This window comes from Thalassospiraceae bacterium LMO-SO8 (assembly GCA_031655335.1).
GTDB lineage: Bacteria > Pseudomonadota > Alphaproteobacteria > Rhodospirillales > Casp-alpha2 > UBA1479.
This window is the reverse complement of the sequence record CP134226.1, coordinates 3,583,390-3,598,714: the sequence shown is the minus strand read 5'-3', so window position 1 is coordinate 3,598,714 and position 15,325 is coordinate 3,583,390. Positions and strand designations below refer to the sequence as shown.

Sequence of the window (15,325 nt, the reverse complement as noted above, 5' to 3'; positions counted from 1 at the left end):
GTTCATGTCCACTCCCGGCGCACGTCTTCCCGATTCAGTTGCAGCCATTGCAGGCAGATGATGATCGTGCCGTTGTTGATGGTGCCGTCGGCGACCATCTTGAAGGCGTCCTCCGCCGGGACCGTGAACACCCGGATGTCCTCGTTCTCGTGGTCCAGGCCATGGATGCCGCCGGCATCCGCGGCGTCGACGCGGCCCAGATAAAGCCGGATGGTTTCCGACGAGCAGCCGGGCGTCACCAGATAGTTGGTGATCTGCTTGAGGGCGAGAAGGTCACGCCCGCATTCCTCCATGGTCTCGCGCGCCGCGACCTCGTCGGGATGTTCGCCGTCCTCGACGATGCCGGCGACGATTTCGATCAGCCAGGGGGAGGGCGGGGCGCCGTCCCAATTGGGCGACGGCGCACTGGCCGCCGCACCCACGCGGAACTGTTCGATCAAGACGACTTCGTCGCGGACGGGGTCGTAGGGCAGGACGGCGACGGCATGACCGCGTTCCAGGCATTCACGGGTGAACTCGTTGCTCCAGCCGCCGGCGAACAAACGGTGGCGGATGCGCCATTCCTCCAGGCGGAAATATCCCTGGAACACTTGGCGCCGCGCCAATATCTCTAGATCGTCACTGTCCATCGGATATCGCCCTTTCATGCCGTGGCGGTAGTATGGTCATCTTGGGTTTCATATCAACGACGTCACCCTGATGAAAGGCGGCCGCCATGACGACAAGCGAAAAGGTTTCCTTCCCGGGCGCTTTGGGCGAGACCCTGGCCGCGCGATTGGACCTGCCGGACGGCCCGCCCCGGGCCTATGCGCTTTGGGCGCATTGCTTTTCCTGCACCAAGGACGTGTTCGCCGCGTCGCGGGTGGCGCGGTCGCTGACGGAAAACGGCATCGCCGTGCTGCGCTTCGACTTCACCGGCCTGGGTGCCAGCGAAGGCGACTTCGCCAACACCAACTTTTCCTCCAACGTTGGCGATCTGGTCGCGGCGGCGGACTGGATGCGGGACAATCTGGAAGCGCCGGCCATGCTGCTGGGGCACTCCTTGGGCGGGGCCGCGGTCCTGGTGGCGGCGGCCAAGGTGCCGGAGGCCAAGGCCGTCATCACCATCGGCGCCCCGGCGGATGTCGCCCATGTCGCCCATAACTTCCAGGAGTCGATCGAGGAGATCGAGGCCAAGGGCGAGGCTGAGGTGCTGCTGGTCGGGCGGCCCTTCCGCATCAAGAAACAGTTCCTGGACGACATTCGGGCGCAGAACGTCGCGGCCGCCGTGGCCGACCTGAAAAAGGCGCTCTTGATCTTTCATTCGCCGGTCGACGCCACCGTCGGCATCGACAACGCCGCGGCCATTTACGGTGCGGCCAAGCATCCGAAAAGCTTCGTGTCCCTGGACGACGCCGACCATCTTTTGAGCCGCAAGGAAGACGCGGAATACGTGGCTGGCGTGATCGCCGCCTGGGCGCGCCGCTATGTCTGTCTGGAAGACGCGCCGGCGTCGCGCATCGCGCCCCAGGCCGAGGCGGGCACCGTGGTGGTCGAGGAAACCGGCCAGGGCAGGTTCCAGAACGCGGTTTCCGTGGGCGGGCGGCATGTCCTGCTGGCCGACGAGCCCGTGGACGTGGGCGGCACCGATACGGGGCCCGGGCCCTATGACTTCCTGCTGACGGCGCTGGGTGCGTGCACGGCCATGACCATCCGCATGTACGCGGATTTGAAGAAACTGCCGTTGACCAAGGTCCGTGTCACCCTGACGCACGACAAGATCCATGCCGAGGATTGCACCGATTGCGAAACCAAGGTGGGCAAGCTGGACCGAATCGTCCGCGATCTTCATTTCGAAGGCGATCTGAGCGACGAACAGAAAGCGAAGCTTCTGGAAATCGCCGACAAATGCCCGGTCCACAAGACCCTGCATTCCGAGATCGTCGAGGAAAGCCGGCTGGTCTAGGCTGGGCCCACAACGAAGAAACGCCAGGAGGAGGACACCCATGACCGAGAAACTGATCCCGACGACGCTGGTCGGCAGCTACCCGCAGCCGGCCTGGCTGGTCGACAAGAACAAGATGCTGGGCTCCGCGCCGCCGCGCGTGCGCATGAAGGACGTGTGGAAGGTGGCGGCGGAAGAACTGGACGAAGCCCAGGACGACGCCACCCTGACCGCCATCCACGATCAGGAACGGGCCGGGATCGACATTCTGTCCGACGGGGAAATCCGCCGCGAAAGTTATTTCAACCGCTTCGCCAACGCATTGGACGGCATCGACATCGACAACCCGGCCATGGTGCCCAATCGGCGCGGCGTCGCCGTGCCCGTACCGCGCGTGGTTGGCGAAATTCGGCGCACCACGCCCGTACAGGTGCGCGACGTGGCGTTCCTGCGCGCCCATACGGACCGCCCGATCAAGATCACCATCCCCGGCGCCTTCACCATGGCCAAGCTGGCCAAGGACGAACACTACGGCGACACGGCGGCCCTGATTTCGGCCTACGCCAAGGCGGTGAATGAAGAAATCCGCGATCTCAAGGCCGCCGGCGCCGACGTCATCCAGATCGACGAGCCCTACATGCAGGCCAATCCGGAAGAGGCGGAAAAATTCGGCGTGTCGGCCATCAACCAGGCCCTGGACGGCATCGAGGGGGAGACCGTGGTGCACCTCTGCTTCGGCTATGCCTACGTGGTCAAGGACAAGCCCGTGGGCTATTCGTTCCTGCCGCAGTTGGACGCGTGCTCGGCAGGGGCGATCTCCATCGAAGCGGCGCAGCCCAACCTCGATCCCGCGATCCTGGAAAAACTGCCGAGCAAGAAGATCCTGTTCGGGGTGCTCAGCCTGGGCACGGAAGAGGTCGAGACGCCGGAGATGATCGCCGACCGCCTGCGCGGCGCCTTGAAACACATCGCGCCGGAACGCCTGATCGCGGCCCCCGACTGCGGCATGAAGTACCTGCCGCGCGACGTCGCCTTCGGCAAGTTGAAAGCGATGGTCGACGGGGCGGCCATGGTGCGGGGGGAACTGGGCTGACGGGCATTTATATCTAAATAACGAATATTAAACTGCAAAAGAATTCGTTATTTCGGCCCGTTGATATCAGGTATTTATTCCCCTGCCGGCAATGAGCCGGTCACCGCGCCGGGGCATCCCGGCGATTTTTGAGGAAAATGAGCATGTTTTCCCGCACCAAACCCGCGACCTCCGCCGCCGCCAAGCCGGCCGCGAAACCCGCCGTCAGCAAGCCTGCCGCCAAGCCGGCGGCGCCTGCGAAGAAGAAGTAATTTCGGAGGCGGCGGCCGCCCTCACGGCCGCCTGACCGATGAACAGGGCCGCCGGATTCCCCCCGGCGGCCTTTTTCATGAGCCGTGTCAGCCGCCGGGCACCCAGGCCCAGTAGCGGCCCGAAGCCCCCAAGGCCGCCGTGATCAGGCCGAGCACCAGGTTGATCGCGACGATGCGTCGGATGACGTTCAGGCTGGCGGCCCCCGTCGGCCAGTCCTGGGCCGCGACGGCACCCTGGAAGGTGCGGTACGGGGCGAAGAACAGATAGATGAACAACGCGTTCATGACCCAGCCGATACCGTGCATCCAATGAACATGGATGGGGGCGGCGGCGCAGGTCCCGTATTGCAAGGCGATCACGGCATAGCCGGATACCGGCAGGATCAACACGGCGGCCCAGACCCAGAGAAAGAACCGGCCGAACACGCGATCCCACAGTTTCAGGCGCTCCGGCGGTGGGGCGATGCCGCCCACGGCGGGGCGAAGCACCAGATAGGCGAAGAACATGCCGCCGACCCAGACGACGGCGGCAAGGGCGTGAAGGGCGGTGGCGGCGGCGCTGGTCATGGCGGTCTTCCGGCTGTGTCGATGGTGGGGGAGTGTAGCGCGGCCTTGAGGGGACGGAAACGGCGGCTTGGGCCTTTATTAGGAGGCGTCGGGCGGGAGCAGGCTGCGCGCCACCGGAAACACGAGATGGGCCGATGTTCCCTGGCCGACCTCGCTTTCCATTTTCAGCACACCGCCGTGCAGTTCGATCAGTTTGCGCGACAGGGTTAGGCCCAGGCCCGTGCCTTCGTGCTTGCGGGTCAGGGACCCGTCGACCTGCCCGAATTCGGACAGCGCCACGGCCATGTCCTCGGGCGAAATACCGATCCCCGTGTCCGACACGGTCAGCCGGATGGCGCCGTCTTCCTGCCGGCGCGCCACGACGGAGACCGCCCCCCCTTGTTCCGTGAACTTGATGGCGTTGGACAGCAGGTTGACCAGCGCCTGTTTGACCCGCAGTTCGTCGGCCATCAGGGGCGGCAGGTCGGCGGGGCAGTCAATCATCAGCGAGACCCCGGCCTCGAGCGCGCGCTCACGCACCAGGCGATGACAGGAATTGAAGACCAACCTCAGGTCAAGGCGCTGTTCGTTCAGGCTCATCTGGCCGCGTTCGATGCGGGCCAAATCCAGAAGGTCGTTGATCAGTTGCAGCAGATGTTTGCCGGCGTCGTTGATGTCGCCGGCGTATTCCTTGTACTGGGGCACGTTCATGGTGCCGAAGGTCTCGTTCACCAGAATGTCGGAAAACCCGATGATGGAATTCAACGGCGTACGCAGTTCGTGACTCATGTTGGCGAGAAATTCGGTCTTCGCCCGGTTGGCCAGTTCCGCTTCTTCCTTGGCCGTGCGCAGCGCCTGATCCGACTGCCATTCGCGGGTGACGTCGCGGGCGAAGCCCCGGTAGCCGACAAACGCACCGTCGTCGGCGAACACGGGGGCGCCGCTGATCCGTGCATAGCGGAGGTTGCCCTTGCCGTCGATCAGGCCGTATTCGAAGTCCCGGAACGGCCGCCGTTCGGCCAGATCCGCCCGGTGCTGGTCGAAGGCGATGCGCTGTGCGGGGCCCCGGATCACGGCGATGGCCTCGCGCGTTTGGCCGATCAGGCTCTCCGGTGACAGGCCGTAAGTGCTCAACAACCGATCAGAAATGAAGGTGAAACGATGTTCGGTGTCCGTTTCCCAGAACCAATCGGCGGCGGCGAAGATGAAGCGCCACCAATCGTCGTCGTTCAAGTTGCCGACCAGCGGGCCGGCCAGTTCCGGCGGCGGAGACCGGCGCGACGCGATCTGACGTGACAAGGCAAAGGCGGCGGCGGCGGCGAGGGCGGCGACCAGGGCCGTGATCAGCGGGCGCCATGTGTCGATGCCCATCTCGGGAAGCAATCTCGGCGCCCCGAACGTTTCCCATAAAATGACAAAAAGAAACGTAAAAACAATGTAGTATGTGTATTTTTTCATGTAAATTATAACGGAGCATGCAGGCCTATCGTCGGACCCAAACCGATCAATGAGGTCTGTCGGACTCCGGGATTCTCCCGCCGTTTCGCCCTTTTCCGGAGTATAACGTGAAGATCGTGAATTGTCGGAGCATGAAATGACGATGGAAAACACGGCCTGGTTGCCGGCGGCATTGCTCCGGGTCGGTCAGATGGCGCAGGCCGATGCCGCGGCCATCGCGGGCGGCACCCCCGGTATCGATCTGATGGAAACGGCGGGAGCCGCCGTCGCCGACCGCGCCCTGACCTTGTTCAACGGACGGCCGGTGGTTGTTTTGTGCGGCCCGGGCAACAACGGTGGCGACGGCTTCGTGGCGGCGCGACGCCTGACGGACCAGGGGGCCGAGGTGCGGCTTTACCTGCTGGGCGCGCGGGACGGATTGCGGGGTGATGCCGCCCTGGCGGCGGACCGCTGGACCGGCGCGGTGGAAGAGTTAACGGCAGGCTTCGACCCGGCGGGGGCAGGGGTCGTCGATGCCTTGTTCGGGGCGGGCCTCGCGCGTCCGCTCGACGGCGTCGCGGCGGCCGTGGCGGAAACCCTCAACGGGGCATCGGCCGATGTCTTGGCCGTGGATATCCCGTCGGGCGTCATGGGCGACACGGGGGCCGTCGCCGGAGCGGCCATAAAGGCCCGGGAAACGATGACGTTCTGCCGCTGCAAGCCCGGCCATTTCCTGCGTCCGGGGCGGGATTTCTGTGGTGCCGTGCGGGTCGCCGACATCGGCATCCCGGACGCCGTGGTCGCGGCTCAGGCGCCCGATACCTGGGTCAACAGCGCCGACATCTGGTGGCCGGATTTCCCCCATCCGGGGCCGGACGACCACAAGTACACGCGGGGCCATGTCGTGATCTGGGGCGCGGCGGCCATGCCCGGCGCCCCGCGTCTGGCCGCCGACGGCGCCCGGCGGGCCGGGGCGGGGATCGTTTCCATCGCCTGCCGGGCCGATGATGTCGGCGTGTTCCGCGCCGGCGCCCCCGGCGTTCTGGTCCGGCCCATGGACGACGTGGCCATCTATGAAACCTATGTCCAGGACGGCAACAAGACCCTGGTCGTCGGCCCCGGCAACGGGCCGGGACCGGATACCCGCGCGCGGGCTTTGGCGGCGTTGGCCACGGGCCAGCCCGTGGTGCTGGACGCCGACGGCATTTCCGCCTTCGCCGATGATCCCGACACCCTGATCGCGGCCCTGCACGGCACCTGCGTGATCACCCCCCATGGCGGTGAATTCGCCCGCATCTTTCCGCAGGAGGGCGACCGGCTGAGCCGCGCGCGTCAGGCTGCCCGGAAATCGGGCGCGGTGGTCCTGCTGAAGGGGTTCGACACGGTCATCGCGGCCCCCGACGGCCGCGCCGTGATCAACGCCAACGGCTCCCCCCATCTGGCCACCGCGGGCACCGGCGACGTTCTGGCCGGTATCACGGCGGGGCTTCTGGCCCAGGGCATGGCGCCGTTTCCGGCGGCCTGCGCGGCGGTCTGGCTGCACGCGGCGGCGGCGCAATGTATTGGCCACGGCCTGATCGCCGAGGATATTCCCGGCCTTATGCCGGGCATCGTGCGTGCCTTGCCGGGCGCCGTGGCGGAAGGTGTGCCCGGGCATATTTTCACCCATTTGCCTCTTGAACCGGCCGGCAAAAGCGAACAGGTTTAACGGGATGTCCGCGTACCTTTGAAAGGGTTTTGATGACCGAGCATAAACCGAGCAGTTTTCTCGACCGAACCCTGGCCAATCTGCGCCGGGGCTGGCAGTCCATCGCCGGATCGTCATACGACGAGGACGCCGCGAGCACGCGCCCCAACCTGCCGGATGAGGACGCCGGGCGCATCCTGGAACAGATGCAGGAGTGCCTCGACAACAAGGGCGGCGAGGTTTCGGCGCGGACCAAGGCGGCGGCCCTCGGCCGGGTCTACCTGGCCCTGGACAAGGGCGGTCGCGAGAAGTTTCTGCGCCTGATGGCCGGTAATTTCGGCACCGACGCCAAGGCTGTCGAGACGGCCATCGGCAAGTTCCAGGCTGCGGACACCGATGCCGCGCGCCTGGACGCGCAACTTGCGATCAAGAACAGCCTGCAGGCGCCCTGGCGCCGGCTGCTGACCCAGTTCAACGCGCTGCCCGATGGGGTCAAGTTCCTGGTCGATCTGCGCGCGGAGCTGCTGCCGCTGGCCAAGTCGGACGCGGGCCTGAAGGCCATGGAACACGACCTGCGGGATCTTCTGGCCAGCTGGTTCGATGTCGATTTCCTGGAATTGCGGCGGATCGCCTGGGATACGTCTTCGGCGTCGTTGTTGGAAAAACTGATCGCCTACGAGGCCGTGCATGCCATCAAGGGCTGGGAGGACCTCAAGAATCGGCTTGATTCCGACCGCCGTTGCTATGCCTTCTTCCATCCGCGCATGCCCGACGAGCCCCTGATCTTCGTCGAGGTCGCCCTGGTCCACGGCATGGCGGCCAACGTGCAGGCGCTGCTCGACACCAACGCCCCGGCGACCGACCCGGCCGCCGCCGACACGGCGATCTTCTATTCCATCTCCAACGCGCAGAAGGGCCTTGCGGGAATCAGCTTCGGCAACTTCCTGATCAAGCGGGTGGCGCAGCAGTTGTCCCAGGAATTCCCGAACCTCAAGACTTTCGCGACCCTGTCGCCGATTCCCGGTTTCCGCCACTGGCTCAACGAGCTTTTGGCGGAGGGCGAGCCCAAGTTGTTCTCGGCCGAGGAACGCAAGGCCCTGAACGCGGCCACGGGGCGCAAGGGCGGGGCCAAGGGGTCGCTGATTTCGGTTCTCGACACCCCGGCCTGGATCAAGGACGACGTCATGGTTGCCGCCCTGCAAGGGCCGCTGACGCGCCTGGCGGCGCGCTACCTGGCCAAGGAAAAGGGCCGGGGAGGGCGCGCGCGCGATCCGGTGGCGCATTTTCACCTGTCCAATGGGGCGCGGCTCGAACGCCTCAACTGGCTCGGCGATACCTCGGACAAGGGCCTGGCCCAGTCGGCGGGGCTGATGGTCAACTACCTCTATGACCTGGGCCGCATCGAAGGCAACCACGAGGCCTATACTTCCGCCGGCAGCGTCGATATGTCCTCGGGCGTGAAGGCGCACCTGCGGGGGTGAGCCCGCGGGGCGCCGGTGCGGTGCCGATTTCCCGGTTGTAATCGTGGTCAGAATGGATAAAGTCGCGCCGCTCGCTGGTCGGGCATCCCGGCGGCGTCGGCGGGCGTGGCGGAATTGGTAGACGCGTCAGGTTTAGGTCCTGGTGGCCTTTGGCCGTGGGGGTTCAAGTCCCTCCGCCCGCACCATCCTACGCTTTCGGTTTCGGGTGGCGGGCCACTTGCTGGACCGCCGACCGAAGGCGCTCAGGCATAGGCGCCCCCCGAAGCGCGCGAATGCGTGCGGAGGGAGGCCGTATCTAGTGCGGGATTGTTCCGACCAGCCGTTTATCGTTGCCGGGTCCGGGGCGGCGGCCTATATATCCGCCCGGGAGTTGAGGGCTTAATCCTAGTGTGTTTTACAGGCGGCGCCGATTTGGGCGCTTCGCCGCAGATTTCCGAAACGGGAGTTCCATGCAAGTCGTCGAGACAAAATCCGAAGGCCTGAGCCGCGAGATGAAAGTCACCGTGGCCGCCAAGGACATTGAAGAGAAAATCAACCTGCGTCTTCAGGAAGTCGCACAATCGGCCTCGCTGCCCGGTTTCCGGCCCGGCAAGGTGCCCGTGGGCCTGCTGCGCAAGCGCTTCGGGCCGTCCATCCTGGGCGAGATCCTGGACCAGGCGGTGAACGATTCATCGCAGCAGGCGCTGGCCGAGAAGGGCATCCGTGCCGCGACCCAGCCGCAGGTCGAGATCACCTCGTTCGATGAAGGCAAGGACCTGGAATACACGCTGGCCGTGGACATCCTGCCCGAGATCACGCCGATGGACTTTTCCAAGCTGAAGCTTGAGAAACTGGTCCTGAAGCCGGATGAGAAGCAGGTCCAGGAAACCCTCGAGAATCTGGCCAACGCCCATAAGACGTCCGAGCCGATCACCGCCAAGCGCAAGACCAAGTCGGGCGACGTCTGCGTCATCGACTTCGTGGGCAAGCTGGACGGCGTCGAATTCGCCGGCGGCAAGGCCGATGGGTACCACCTGGAATTGGGCTCCGGCTCGTTCATTCCGGGCTTCGAGGAACAGCTGATCGGTGTCGAGGTCGGCGCCGATGTCGAGGTCAAGGTCAACTTCCCCGCCGAATACGCGGCCAAGGATCTGGCCGGCAAGGAAGCCGTGTTCGACGTCAAGGTCCACGAAATCCGCGAGGCCACGCCGGCGCCGATCGACGACGATCTGGCCAAGAAGGCCGGCCTGGAAAGCCTGGACGCCCTGAAGGACCGCATCGTCGAGGGCCAACGCCGCGAGTTCGACCAGATGGCGCGCATGCAGGTGAAGCGCGTGCTGCTGGACCAGCTGGCCGACAACCACGACTTCGAGATGCCGCCCAAGATGGTGGAGATGGAGTTCGACAACATCTGGGCCCAGTTCGAGGAACAGCGTAAGCAGGAACACGCCCACGAACATGATCACGACCACGATCATGACCATGACCACGACCATGCTCACGATCACGACGACATGTCGGACGAGGAGCACAAGGCCGAGTTCCGTGACATCGCCGAACGGCGGGTCAAACTGGGCCTGCTGCTGTCCGAGGTCGGCCGCGCCAACGCCATCCAGGTGTCGCCGGAAGACGTCAACCGCGCCATGATCCAGGAAGCCCAGAAATACCCGGGCCAGGAGCAGCAGGTGCTGGAATTCTTCCGCTCCAATCCCCAGGCGCAGGAGCAGATCAAGGCTCCCGTGTTCGAGGAAAAGGTCATCGACTACATCATCGAACTGGCCCAGGTGACGGAAAAGCCGGCGTCCTTCGAAGACCTGATCAAGGTTCTCGAGGCGGAAGACGAAGCCAAGGAAGCCAAGAAGCCCGCCGCCAAGAAGAAGGCCGCCCCGAAGAAGGCCGCGGCCAAGGACGACGCGGCGGACGGCAAGGAGCCGGCCAAGAAGAAGCCCGCGGCAAAGAAGCCGGCGGCGAAAAAGGAGTAGCGGCGGCGGAACCGGGGCGCTATCAGAGCATAGGCGGCCCGCCATCCCCGGACCCGTCATCCCGAGCAGCACGTATCATAAGGACCGCGGCATGACCGATCCCCACGACATCTACATGAATACCCTGGTGCCCATGGTCGTCGAGACCACCAACCGGGGTGAGCGCGCCTACGACATCTATTCGCGGCTGTTGAAGGAGCGCATCATCTTCCTGACCGGTGGGGTCGAGGATCATGTTTCGAGCCTGGTCTGCGCGCAGTTGTTGTTCCTGGAATCGGAAAACCCGTCCAAGGACATCTCGTTTTACATCAACTCGCCGGGCGGCGTCGTGACCTCCGGCCTCGCGATCTATGACACGATTCGCTACATCAAGCCGGATGTGTCGACGGTTTGCATCGGTCAGGCGGCGTCCATGGGCTCGCTTCTGCTGGCCGCGGGTGCCCCCGGAAAGCGCTATTCGTTGCCCAATTCGCGGATCATGGTTCACCAGCCGTCGGGCGGCTTCCAGGGGCAGGCGTCGGACATCGAAATCCACGCCCGCGAGATCATCGCGCTGCGCAAGCGGCTTAACGAGATCTACGTCGAACACACCGGCCAATCGATGGAAACCATTGAAAATGCGATGGAGCGTGACAAATTCATGACTCCGGAAGACGCCAAGGCGTTCGGTCTGATCGACGAAGTCGTCGCTAACCGGCCGACGACCGGCGACGACGACGGCGGCAAGTCCGGCAAGAATTGAGCCACGGCATCCGCCTGAATGGCCGCTCCCCGGTCTTGGGCGGCGGCGCAAACACCACGGGACGTCTCTCCGCCGTTACGTCTTTTGGCATAGCTCCATGGGCGTGATTGTGATTGAGTGTTGCACAAGGGTCCGGCTAACATGGTCTTGATCCGGGAGGCGGCGCGGGACCAACAGGATAAACAATGACGAAAACCACCGGCAGCGACTCCAAGAACACCCTTTACTGCTCGTTCTGCGGCAAAAGTCAGCACGAGGTGCGCAAGCTGATTGCGGGTCCGACCGTGTTCATCTGCGACGAATGCGTCGAGCTGTGCATGGACATCATCCGCGAAGAGCACAAGACGAACCTTGTGAAGTCGGGCGACGGCGTGCCGACGCCGATGGACATTTGCGCCGTCCTCGATGACTACGTGATCGGCCAGAGCAACGCCAAGCGTGTGCTGTCGGTCGCCGTGCATAACCACTACAAACGCCTGAATCACGGCGCCAAGAACAACGACGTCGAACTGGCCAAGTCGAACATTCTGCTGGTCGGCCCGACGGGGTGCGGCAAGACCCTGTTGGCGCAGACCCTGGCGCGCATCCTGGATGTGCCCTTCACCATGGCCGACGCGACGACCCTGACCGAGGCCGGCTATGTCGGCGAGGACGTCGAAAACATCATTCTCAAGCTGCTGCAGTCCGCCGACTACAACGTCGAGCGCGCGCAGCGCGGCATCGTCTACATCGACGAAGTCGACAAGATCAGCCGCAAGTCCGACAATCCGTCGATCACCCGCGACGTCTCGGGCGAGGGCGTGCAGCAGGCGCTGCTGAAGATCATGGAAGGCACGGTCGCCAGCGTGCCGCCGCAGGGCGGGCGCAAGCACCCGCAGCAGGAGTTCCTGCAGGTCGACACCACCAACATCCTGTTCATCTGCGGCGGCGCCTTCGCCGGGCTGGACAAGATCATCTCCGCCCGCGGCAAGGGATCCAGCATCGGCTTCGGCGCCGACGTGCGGGCGCCCGAGGAACGCCAGACCGGCGAAATCCTGCGCGAGGTGGAGCCGGAAGACCTGTTGAAGTTCGGCCTGATCCCCGAATTCGTCGGCCGCCTGCCGGTGGTCGCGACGCTGGAGGACCTGGACGAAGAGGCGCTGGTGGAAATCCTGACCAAGCCGAAGAACGCCCTGGTCAAGCAGTACCAGCGCCTGTTCGAGATGGAAGACACCAAGCTGACGTTCTCCGAAGCCGCGCTTCGGTCCATCGCCGTCAAGGCCGTTGAGCGCAAGACCGGCGCCCGGGGCCTGCGGTCGATCATGGAAAACATTCTCCTCGACACCATGTTCGACCTTCCCGGCATGGAAGGTGTGGAAGAGGTCGTCATCAATGGAGAGGTGGTGGAAGAAAGTGCCAATCCGCTGTTCATCTATGGCGAAAAGGCCGAAGAAGTGGAAACCAGCGCGTAATTTGCGCCTTTCCGCTGTTATCCACGGTCTGGGCTTGCGCCGCAGCGTTCCATCCCCCACCTTTGTTGTGAAGCAATTCCAACCCGCCGTTGCCCTTGTGGCGCGGTCTTCCCGTGTTGAGGCCAGATGTTCCCAGGTATGAAGTCCCAGCAATTCCCCGTCCTGCCGTTGCGCGACATCGTCGTGTTCCCGCACATGATCGTGCCGCTGTTCGTCGGCCGCGACAAATCCGTGCGGGCGCTCGAAGACGTCATGCAGGACGACAAGCAGATCCTGCTGGTGGCGCAGAAGAACGCGGCCCAGGACGACCCGACCGCCGACGACATCTACACCGTCGGCACGGTGTCGACGGTGTTGCAGCTTCTGAAGCTGCCGGACGGCACGGTGAAGGTGCTGGTCGAAGGCGTGCAGCGCGCGAAGGTCACCGAGTTCGTCGACAACCCCTCGTTCTTCGAGGTCGAGGCGGAGCTGATCCCCGACGAGGAAGGGGATGAGAACGAGCTTGAGGCGCTGTCCCGTTCGGTCATCGGCCAGTTTGAGCAATACATCAAGTTGAACAAGAAAATTCCGCCCGAAGTTCTTGTTTCAATTAATCAAATTGACGAAGCCAATAAGCTGGCGGACACCGTCGCCTCGCATCTGGCGCTGAAGATTTCCGAAAAGCAGGAGTTGCTGGAGATCGAATCCGCGGCCGAACGCCTGGAGCGCGTCTATTCCCACATGGAATCGGAAATCGGCGTCTTGCAGGTCGAGAAGAAGATCCGCAACCGGGTCAAGCGCCAGATGGAGAAGACCCAGCGCGAGTACTATCTGAACGAGCAGTTGAAGGCCATTCAGAAGGAACTGGGCGAAACCGACGAAGGCAAGGACGAGGTCGCGGAGATCGAGGAAAAGATCGCCAAGACCCGGCTGACCAAGGAAGCCAAGGAAAAGGCCGAGGCGGAGCTGAAGAAGCTGCGCTCCATGAGCCCGATGTCCGCCGAAGCCACGGTGGTGCGCAACTACCTGGACTGGATGCTGTCCATTCCGTGGAAGAAGCGCACCCGGGTGAAGAAGGATCTGTTGAAGGCCGAGGAAGTCCTCAACGAGGATCACTACGGGCTGGAAAAGGTGAAGGAACGGATCCTCGAATACCTGGCCGTCCAGCACCGCACGAATAAGGTCACCGGACCGATCTTATGTCTCGTGGGCCCTCCGGGCGTGGGCAAGACGTCCCTCGGTAAATCCATCGCCAAGGCGACGGGCCGCAATTTCGTACGCATGTCGCTGGGCGGCGTGCGGGACGAATCGGAAATCCGCGGCCACCGGCGCACCTATATCGGCTCCATGCCGGGTAAGGTCGTCCAGGGCATGAAGAAGGCCAAGTCGTCCAACCCGCTGTTCCTGCTCGACGAAGTCGACAAGATGGGCCAGGACTGGCGCGGCGACCCGGCCTCGGCGCTTTTGGAAGTGCTTGATCCGGAACAGAATTCCACCTTCAACGACCATTATCTGGAGGTCGATTACGACCTGTCGGACGTGATGTTCGTGACCACCGCCAACACCATGAACATGCCGGGCCCGTTGCTGGACCGCATGGAGATCATCCGCCTGTCCGGTTACACCGAGGACGAGAAGGTCGAGATCGCCAACCGCCACCTGCTGCCCAAGCAGATCAAGGCGCACGGCCTGAAGAAGGGCGAATGGTCGATTTCCGATGGTGCCCTGCGCGACGTGATTCGCTATTACACGCGGGAATCCGGGGTTCGTAACCTGGAACGCGAGTTGGCCAACCTGGCCCGCAAGGCGGTCAAGGAGATCATGATCGGGGCGTCCAAGACCATCAAGGTCACGTCCAAGAACCTGGAAAAATACGGCGGCGTGCGCAAGTACCGGTTCGGCGAAATCGAAGCCGAGGACATGGTCGGCGTGGTCACCGGCTTGGCCTGGACCGAAGTCGGCGGCGAGCTTCTCAACATCGAAGCCGTCATGGTGCCGGGCAAGGGCAAGATGACCATCACCGGCAAGCTCGGCGACGTCATGCAGGAATCCATCCAGGCGGCCAAATCCTATGTGCAGTCGCGCTCGGCCTCGCTCGGCATCCTGCCGCCGCTGTTCAACAAGCGCGACATCCACGTCCACGTGCCGGAAGGGGCGACGCCGAAGGACGGCCCGTCGGCCGGCGTCGGCATGGTGACTTCGATCGTGTCCGTGTTGACCGGCATTCCGGTCCGGAAGGACGTCGCCATGACCGGCGAAGTGACCCTTCGCGGGCGCGTTCTGCCGATCGGCGGGCTCAAGGAAAAGCTGCTTGCGGCGCTGCGCGGCGGGATCAAGAAGGTCCTGATTCCCAAGGACAACGAGAAGGATTTGTCGGAGATTCCCGAAAACGTGAAGCGTGGGCTGGAAATCGTGCCCGTGACGACCGTTGACGAGGTGCTTTCGCATGCGCTCGCCAGTCCGGTGACCCCGGTCGAATGGGACGAGGAAAAGGCTGAATTGGAGGCCCGCGCCCTCCGGTCGGGCAGCGCCGACGACGACGATGTCGGCGGCGTGGTGACCCACTAAAACCCTCTAACTCTTTCCATTATATAGACTTTTCAGCGGGCCGCCGGATCATCCGGTGGCCCGTTTTCATGAAGATGGCGGAAATCCGCCCGTCCGCGGGCTGCGAGGGCATTCTTCCGAGCCCGGAACGAATGCTGGAAAATTCGTCGAAACCCGCAAAAATCTGGGGAAAACTGGGGCATGAAGATTGACGCCCCATGGGTGC

At 63.8% G+C, this 15,325-nt stretch carries 11 protein-coding genes and 1 tRNA gene; 9 read left to right on the top strand and 3 right to left on the bottom strand.

Translation table 11 applies throughout. From position 1 onward, the window contains the following. Window positions 1-2 precede the first annotated feature (2 nt). Window positions 3-629, bottom strand: coding sequence for an NUDIX domain-containing protein (locus RJ527_17360; GenBank protein WND75783.1), 627 nt, complete (start codon window positions 627-629; stop codon window positions 3-5). Window positions 630-715: 86 nt separating this feature from the next. Here RJ527_17360 and RJ527_17355 point away from each other — a divergent pair, with 86 nt between their 5' ends. Continuing rightward, window positions 716-1,945 carry an alpha/beta fold hydrolase gene (locus RJ527_17355; protein WND75782.1) on the top strand — a complete coding sequence of 410 codons (1,230 nt, stop codon included), beginning with the start codon at window positions 716-718 and terminating at the stop codon, window positions 1,943-1,945. A 40-nt stretch (window positions 1,946-1,985) separates the two neighbouring features. Then, a complete protein-coding gene (locus RJ527_17350; GenBank protein WND75781.1) occupies window positions 1,986-3,017 on the top strand; it encodes a uroporphyrinogen decarboxylase family protein in 1,032 nt (343 codons plus the stop codon). Between the two features lie 338 nt (window positions 3,018-3,355). On the opposite strand, the gene RJ527_17345 is transcribed toward RJ527_17350, so the two are convergent. Then, a complete protein-coding gene (locus tag RJ527_17345; protein WND75780.1) occupies window positions 3,356-3,835 on the bottom strand; it encodes a CopD family protein in 480 nt (159 codons plus the stop codon). Window positions 3,836-3,913: 78 nt separating this feature from the next. Further along, window positions 3,914-5,185: an ATP-binding protein gene (locus RJ527_17340; GenBank protein WND75779.1), complete on the bottom strand. Its 1,272-nt coding sequence runs from the start codon at window positions 5,183-5,185 to the stop codon at window positions 3,914-3,916. A gap of 223 nt (window positions 5,186-5,408) precedes the next feature. Between RJ527_17340 and RJ527_17335 the strand changes: the two genes are divergently transcribed. The 7 genes from RJ527_17335 to lon all read left to right on the top strand — a co-directional run bounded on the left by RJ527_17335 (window position 5,409) and on the right by lon (window position 15,120). Then, a complete protein-coding gene (locus RJ527_17335; protein WND75778.1) occupies window positions 5,409-6,959 on the top strand; it encodes an NAD(P)H-hydrate dehydratase in 1,551 nt (516 codons plus the stop codon). Window positions 6,960-6,991: 32 nt separating this feature from the next. Beyond that, a complete protein-coding gene (locus RJ527_17330) occupies window positions 6,992-8,419 on the top strand; it encodes a malonyl-CoA decarboxylase (GenBank protein WND75777.1) in 1,428 nt (475 codons plus the stop codon). A 99-nt stretch (window positions 8,420-8,518) separates the two neighbouring features. After that, window positions 8,519-8,604: transfer RNA gene (locus RJ527_17325), tRNA-Leu, on the top strand. A 264-nt stretch (window positions 8,605-8,868) separates the two neighbouring features. Next, a complete protein-coding gene (tig, locus tag RJ527_17320) occupies window positions 8,869-10,380 on the top strand; it encodes a trigger factor (GenBank protein ID WND75776.1) in 1,512 nt (503 codons plus the stop codon). A gap of 91 nt (window positions 10,381-10,471) precedes the next feature. After that, window positions 10,472-11,122 carry an ATP-dependent Clp endopeptidase proteolytic subunit ClpP gene (clpP, locus tag RJ527_17315; protein WND75775.1) on the top strand — a complete coding sequence of 217 codons (651 nt, stop codon included), beginning with the start codon at window positions 10,472-10,474 and terminating at the stop codon, window positions 11,120-11,122. A 185-nt stretch (window positions 11,123-11,307) separates the two neighbouring features. Continuing rightward, on the top strand, window positions 11,308-12,573 hold the full coding sequence (clpX, locus tag RJ527_17310; protein WND75774.1) for an ATP-dependent Clp protease ATP-binding subunit ClpX: 1,266 nt from the start codon (window positions 11,308-11,310) through the stop codon (window positions 12,571-12,573). 138 nt (window positions 12,574-12,711) lie between these two features. Beyond that, window positions 12,712-15,120 carry an endopeptidase La gene (gene lon, locus RJ527_17305; GenBank protein ID WND75773.1) on the top strand — a complete coding sequence of 803 codons (2,409 nt, stop codon included), beginning with the start codon at window positions 12,712-12,714 and terminating at the stop codon, window positions 15,118-15,120. Window positions 15,121-15,325 lie beyond the last annotated feature (205 nt).

What these genes read in the sequence shown, in the direction of transcription:
- RJ527_17360 (WND75783.1), bottom strand. Translation starts at nt 629, where the DNA reads ATGGACAGTGACGATCTAGAGATATTGGCGCGGCGCCAAGTGTTCCAG.
- RJ527_17355 (WND75782.1), top strand. Translation starts at nt 716, where the DNA reads ATGACGACAAGCGAAAAGGTTTCCTTCCCGGGCGCTTTGGGCGAGACC.
- RJ527_17350 (WND75781.1), top strand. Translation starts at nt 1,986, where the DNA reads ATGACCGAGAAACTGATCCCGACGACGCTGGTCGGCAGCTACCCGCAG.
- RJ527_17345 (WND75780.1), bottom strand. Translation starts at nt 3,835, where the DNA reads ATGACCAGCGCCGCCGCCACCGCCCTTCACGCCCTTGCCGCCGTCGTC.
- RJ527_17340 (WND75779.1), bottom strand. Translation starts at nt 5,185, where the DNA reads ATGGGCATCGACACATGGCGCCCGCTGATCACGGCCCTGGTCGCCGCC.
- RJ527_17335 (WND75778.1), top strand. Translation starts at nt 5,409, where the DNA reads ATGACGATGGAAAACACGGCCTGGTTGCCGGCGGCATTGCTCCGGGTC.
- RJ527_17330 (WND75777.1), top strand. Translation starts at nt 6,992, where the DNA reads ATGACCGAGCATAAACCGAGCAGTTTTCTCGACCGAACCCTGGCCAAT.
- tig (WND75776.1), top strand. Translation starts at nt 8,869, where the DNA reads ATGCAAGTCGTCGAGACAAAATCCGAAGGCCTGAGCCGCGAGATGAAA.
- clpP (WND75775.1), top strand. Translation starts at nt 10,472, where the DNA reads ATGACCGATCCCCACGACATCTACATGAATACCCTGGTGCCCATGGTC.
- clpX (WND75774.1), top strand. Translation starts at nt 11,308, where the DNA reads ATGACGAAAACCACCGGCAGCGACTCCAAGAACACCCTTTACTGCTCG.
- lon (WND75773.1), top strand. Translation starts at nt 12,712, where the DNA reads ATGAAGTCCCAGCAATTCCCCGTCCTGCCGTTGCGCGACATCGTCGTG.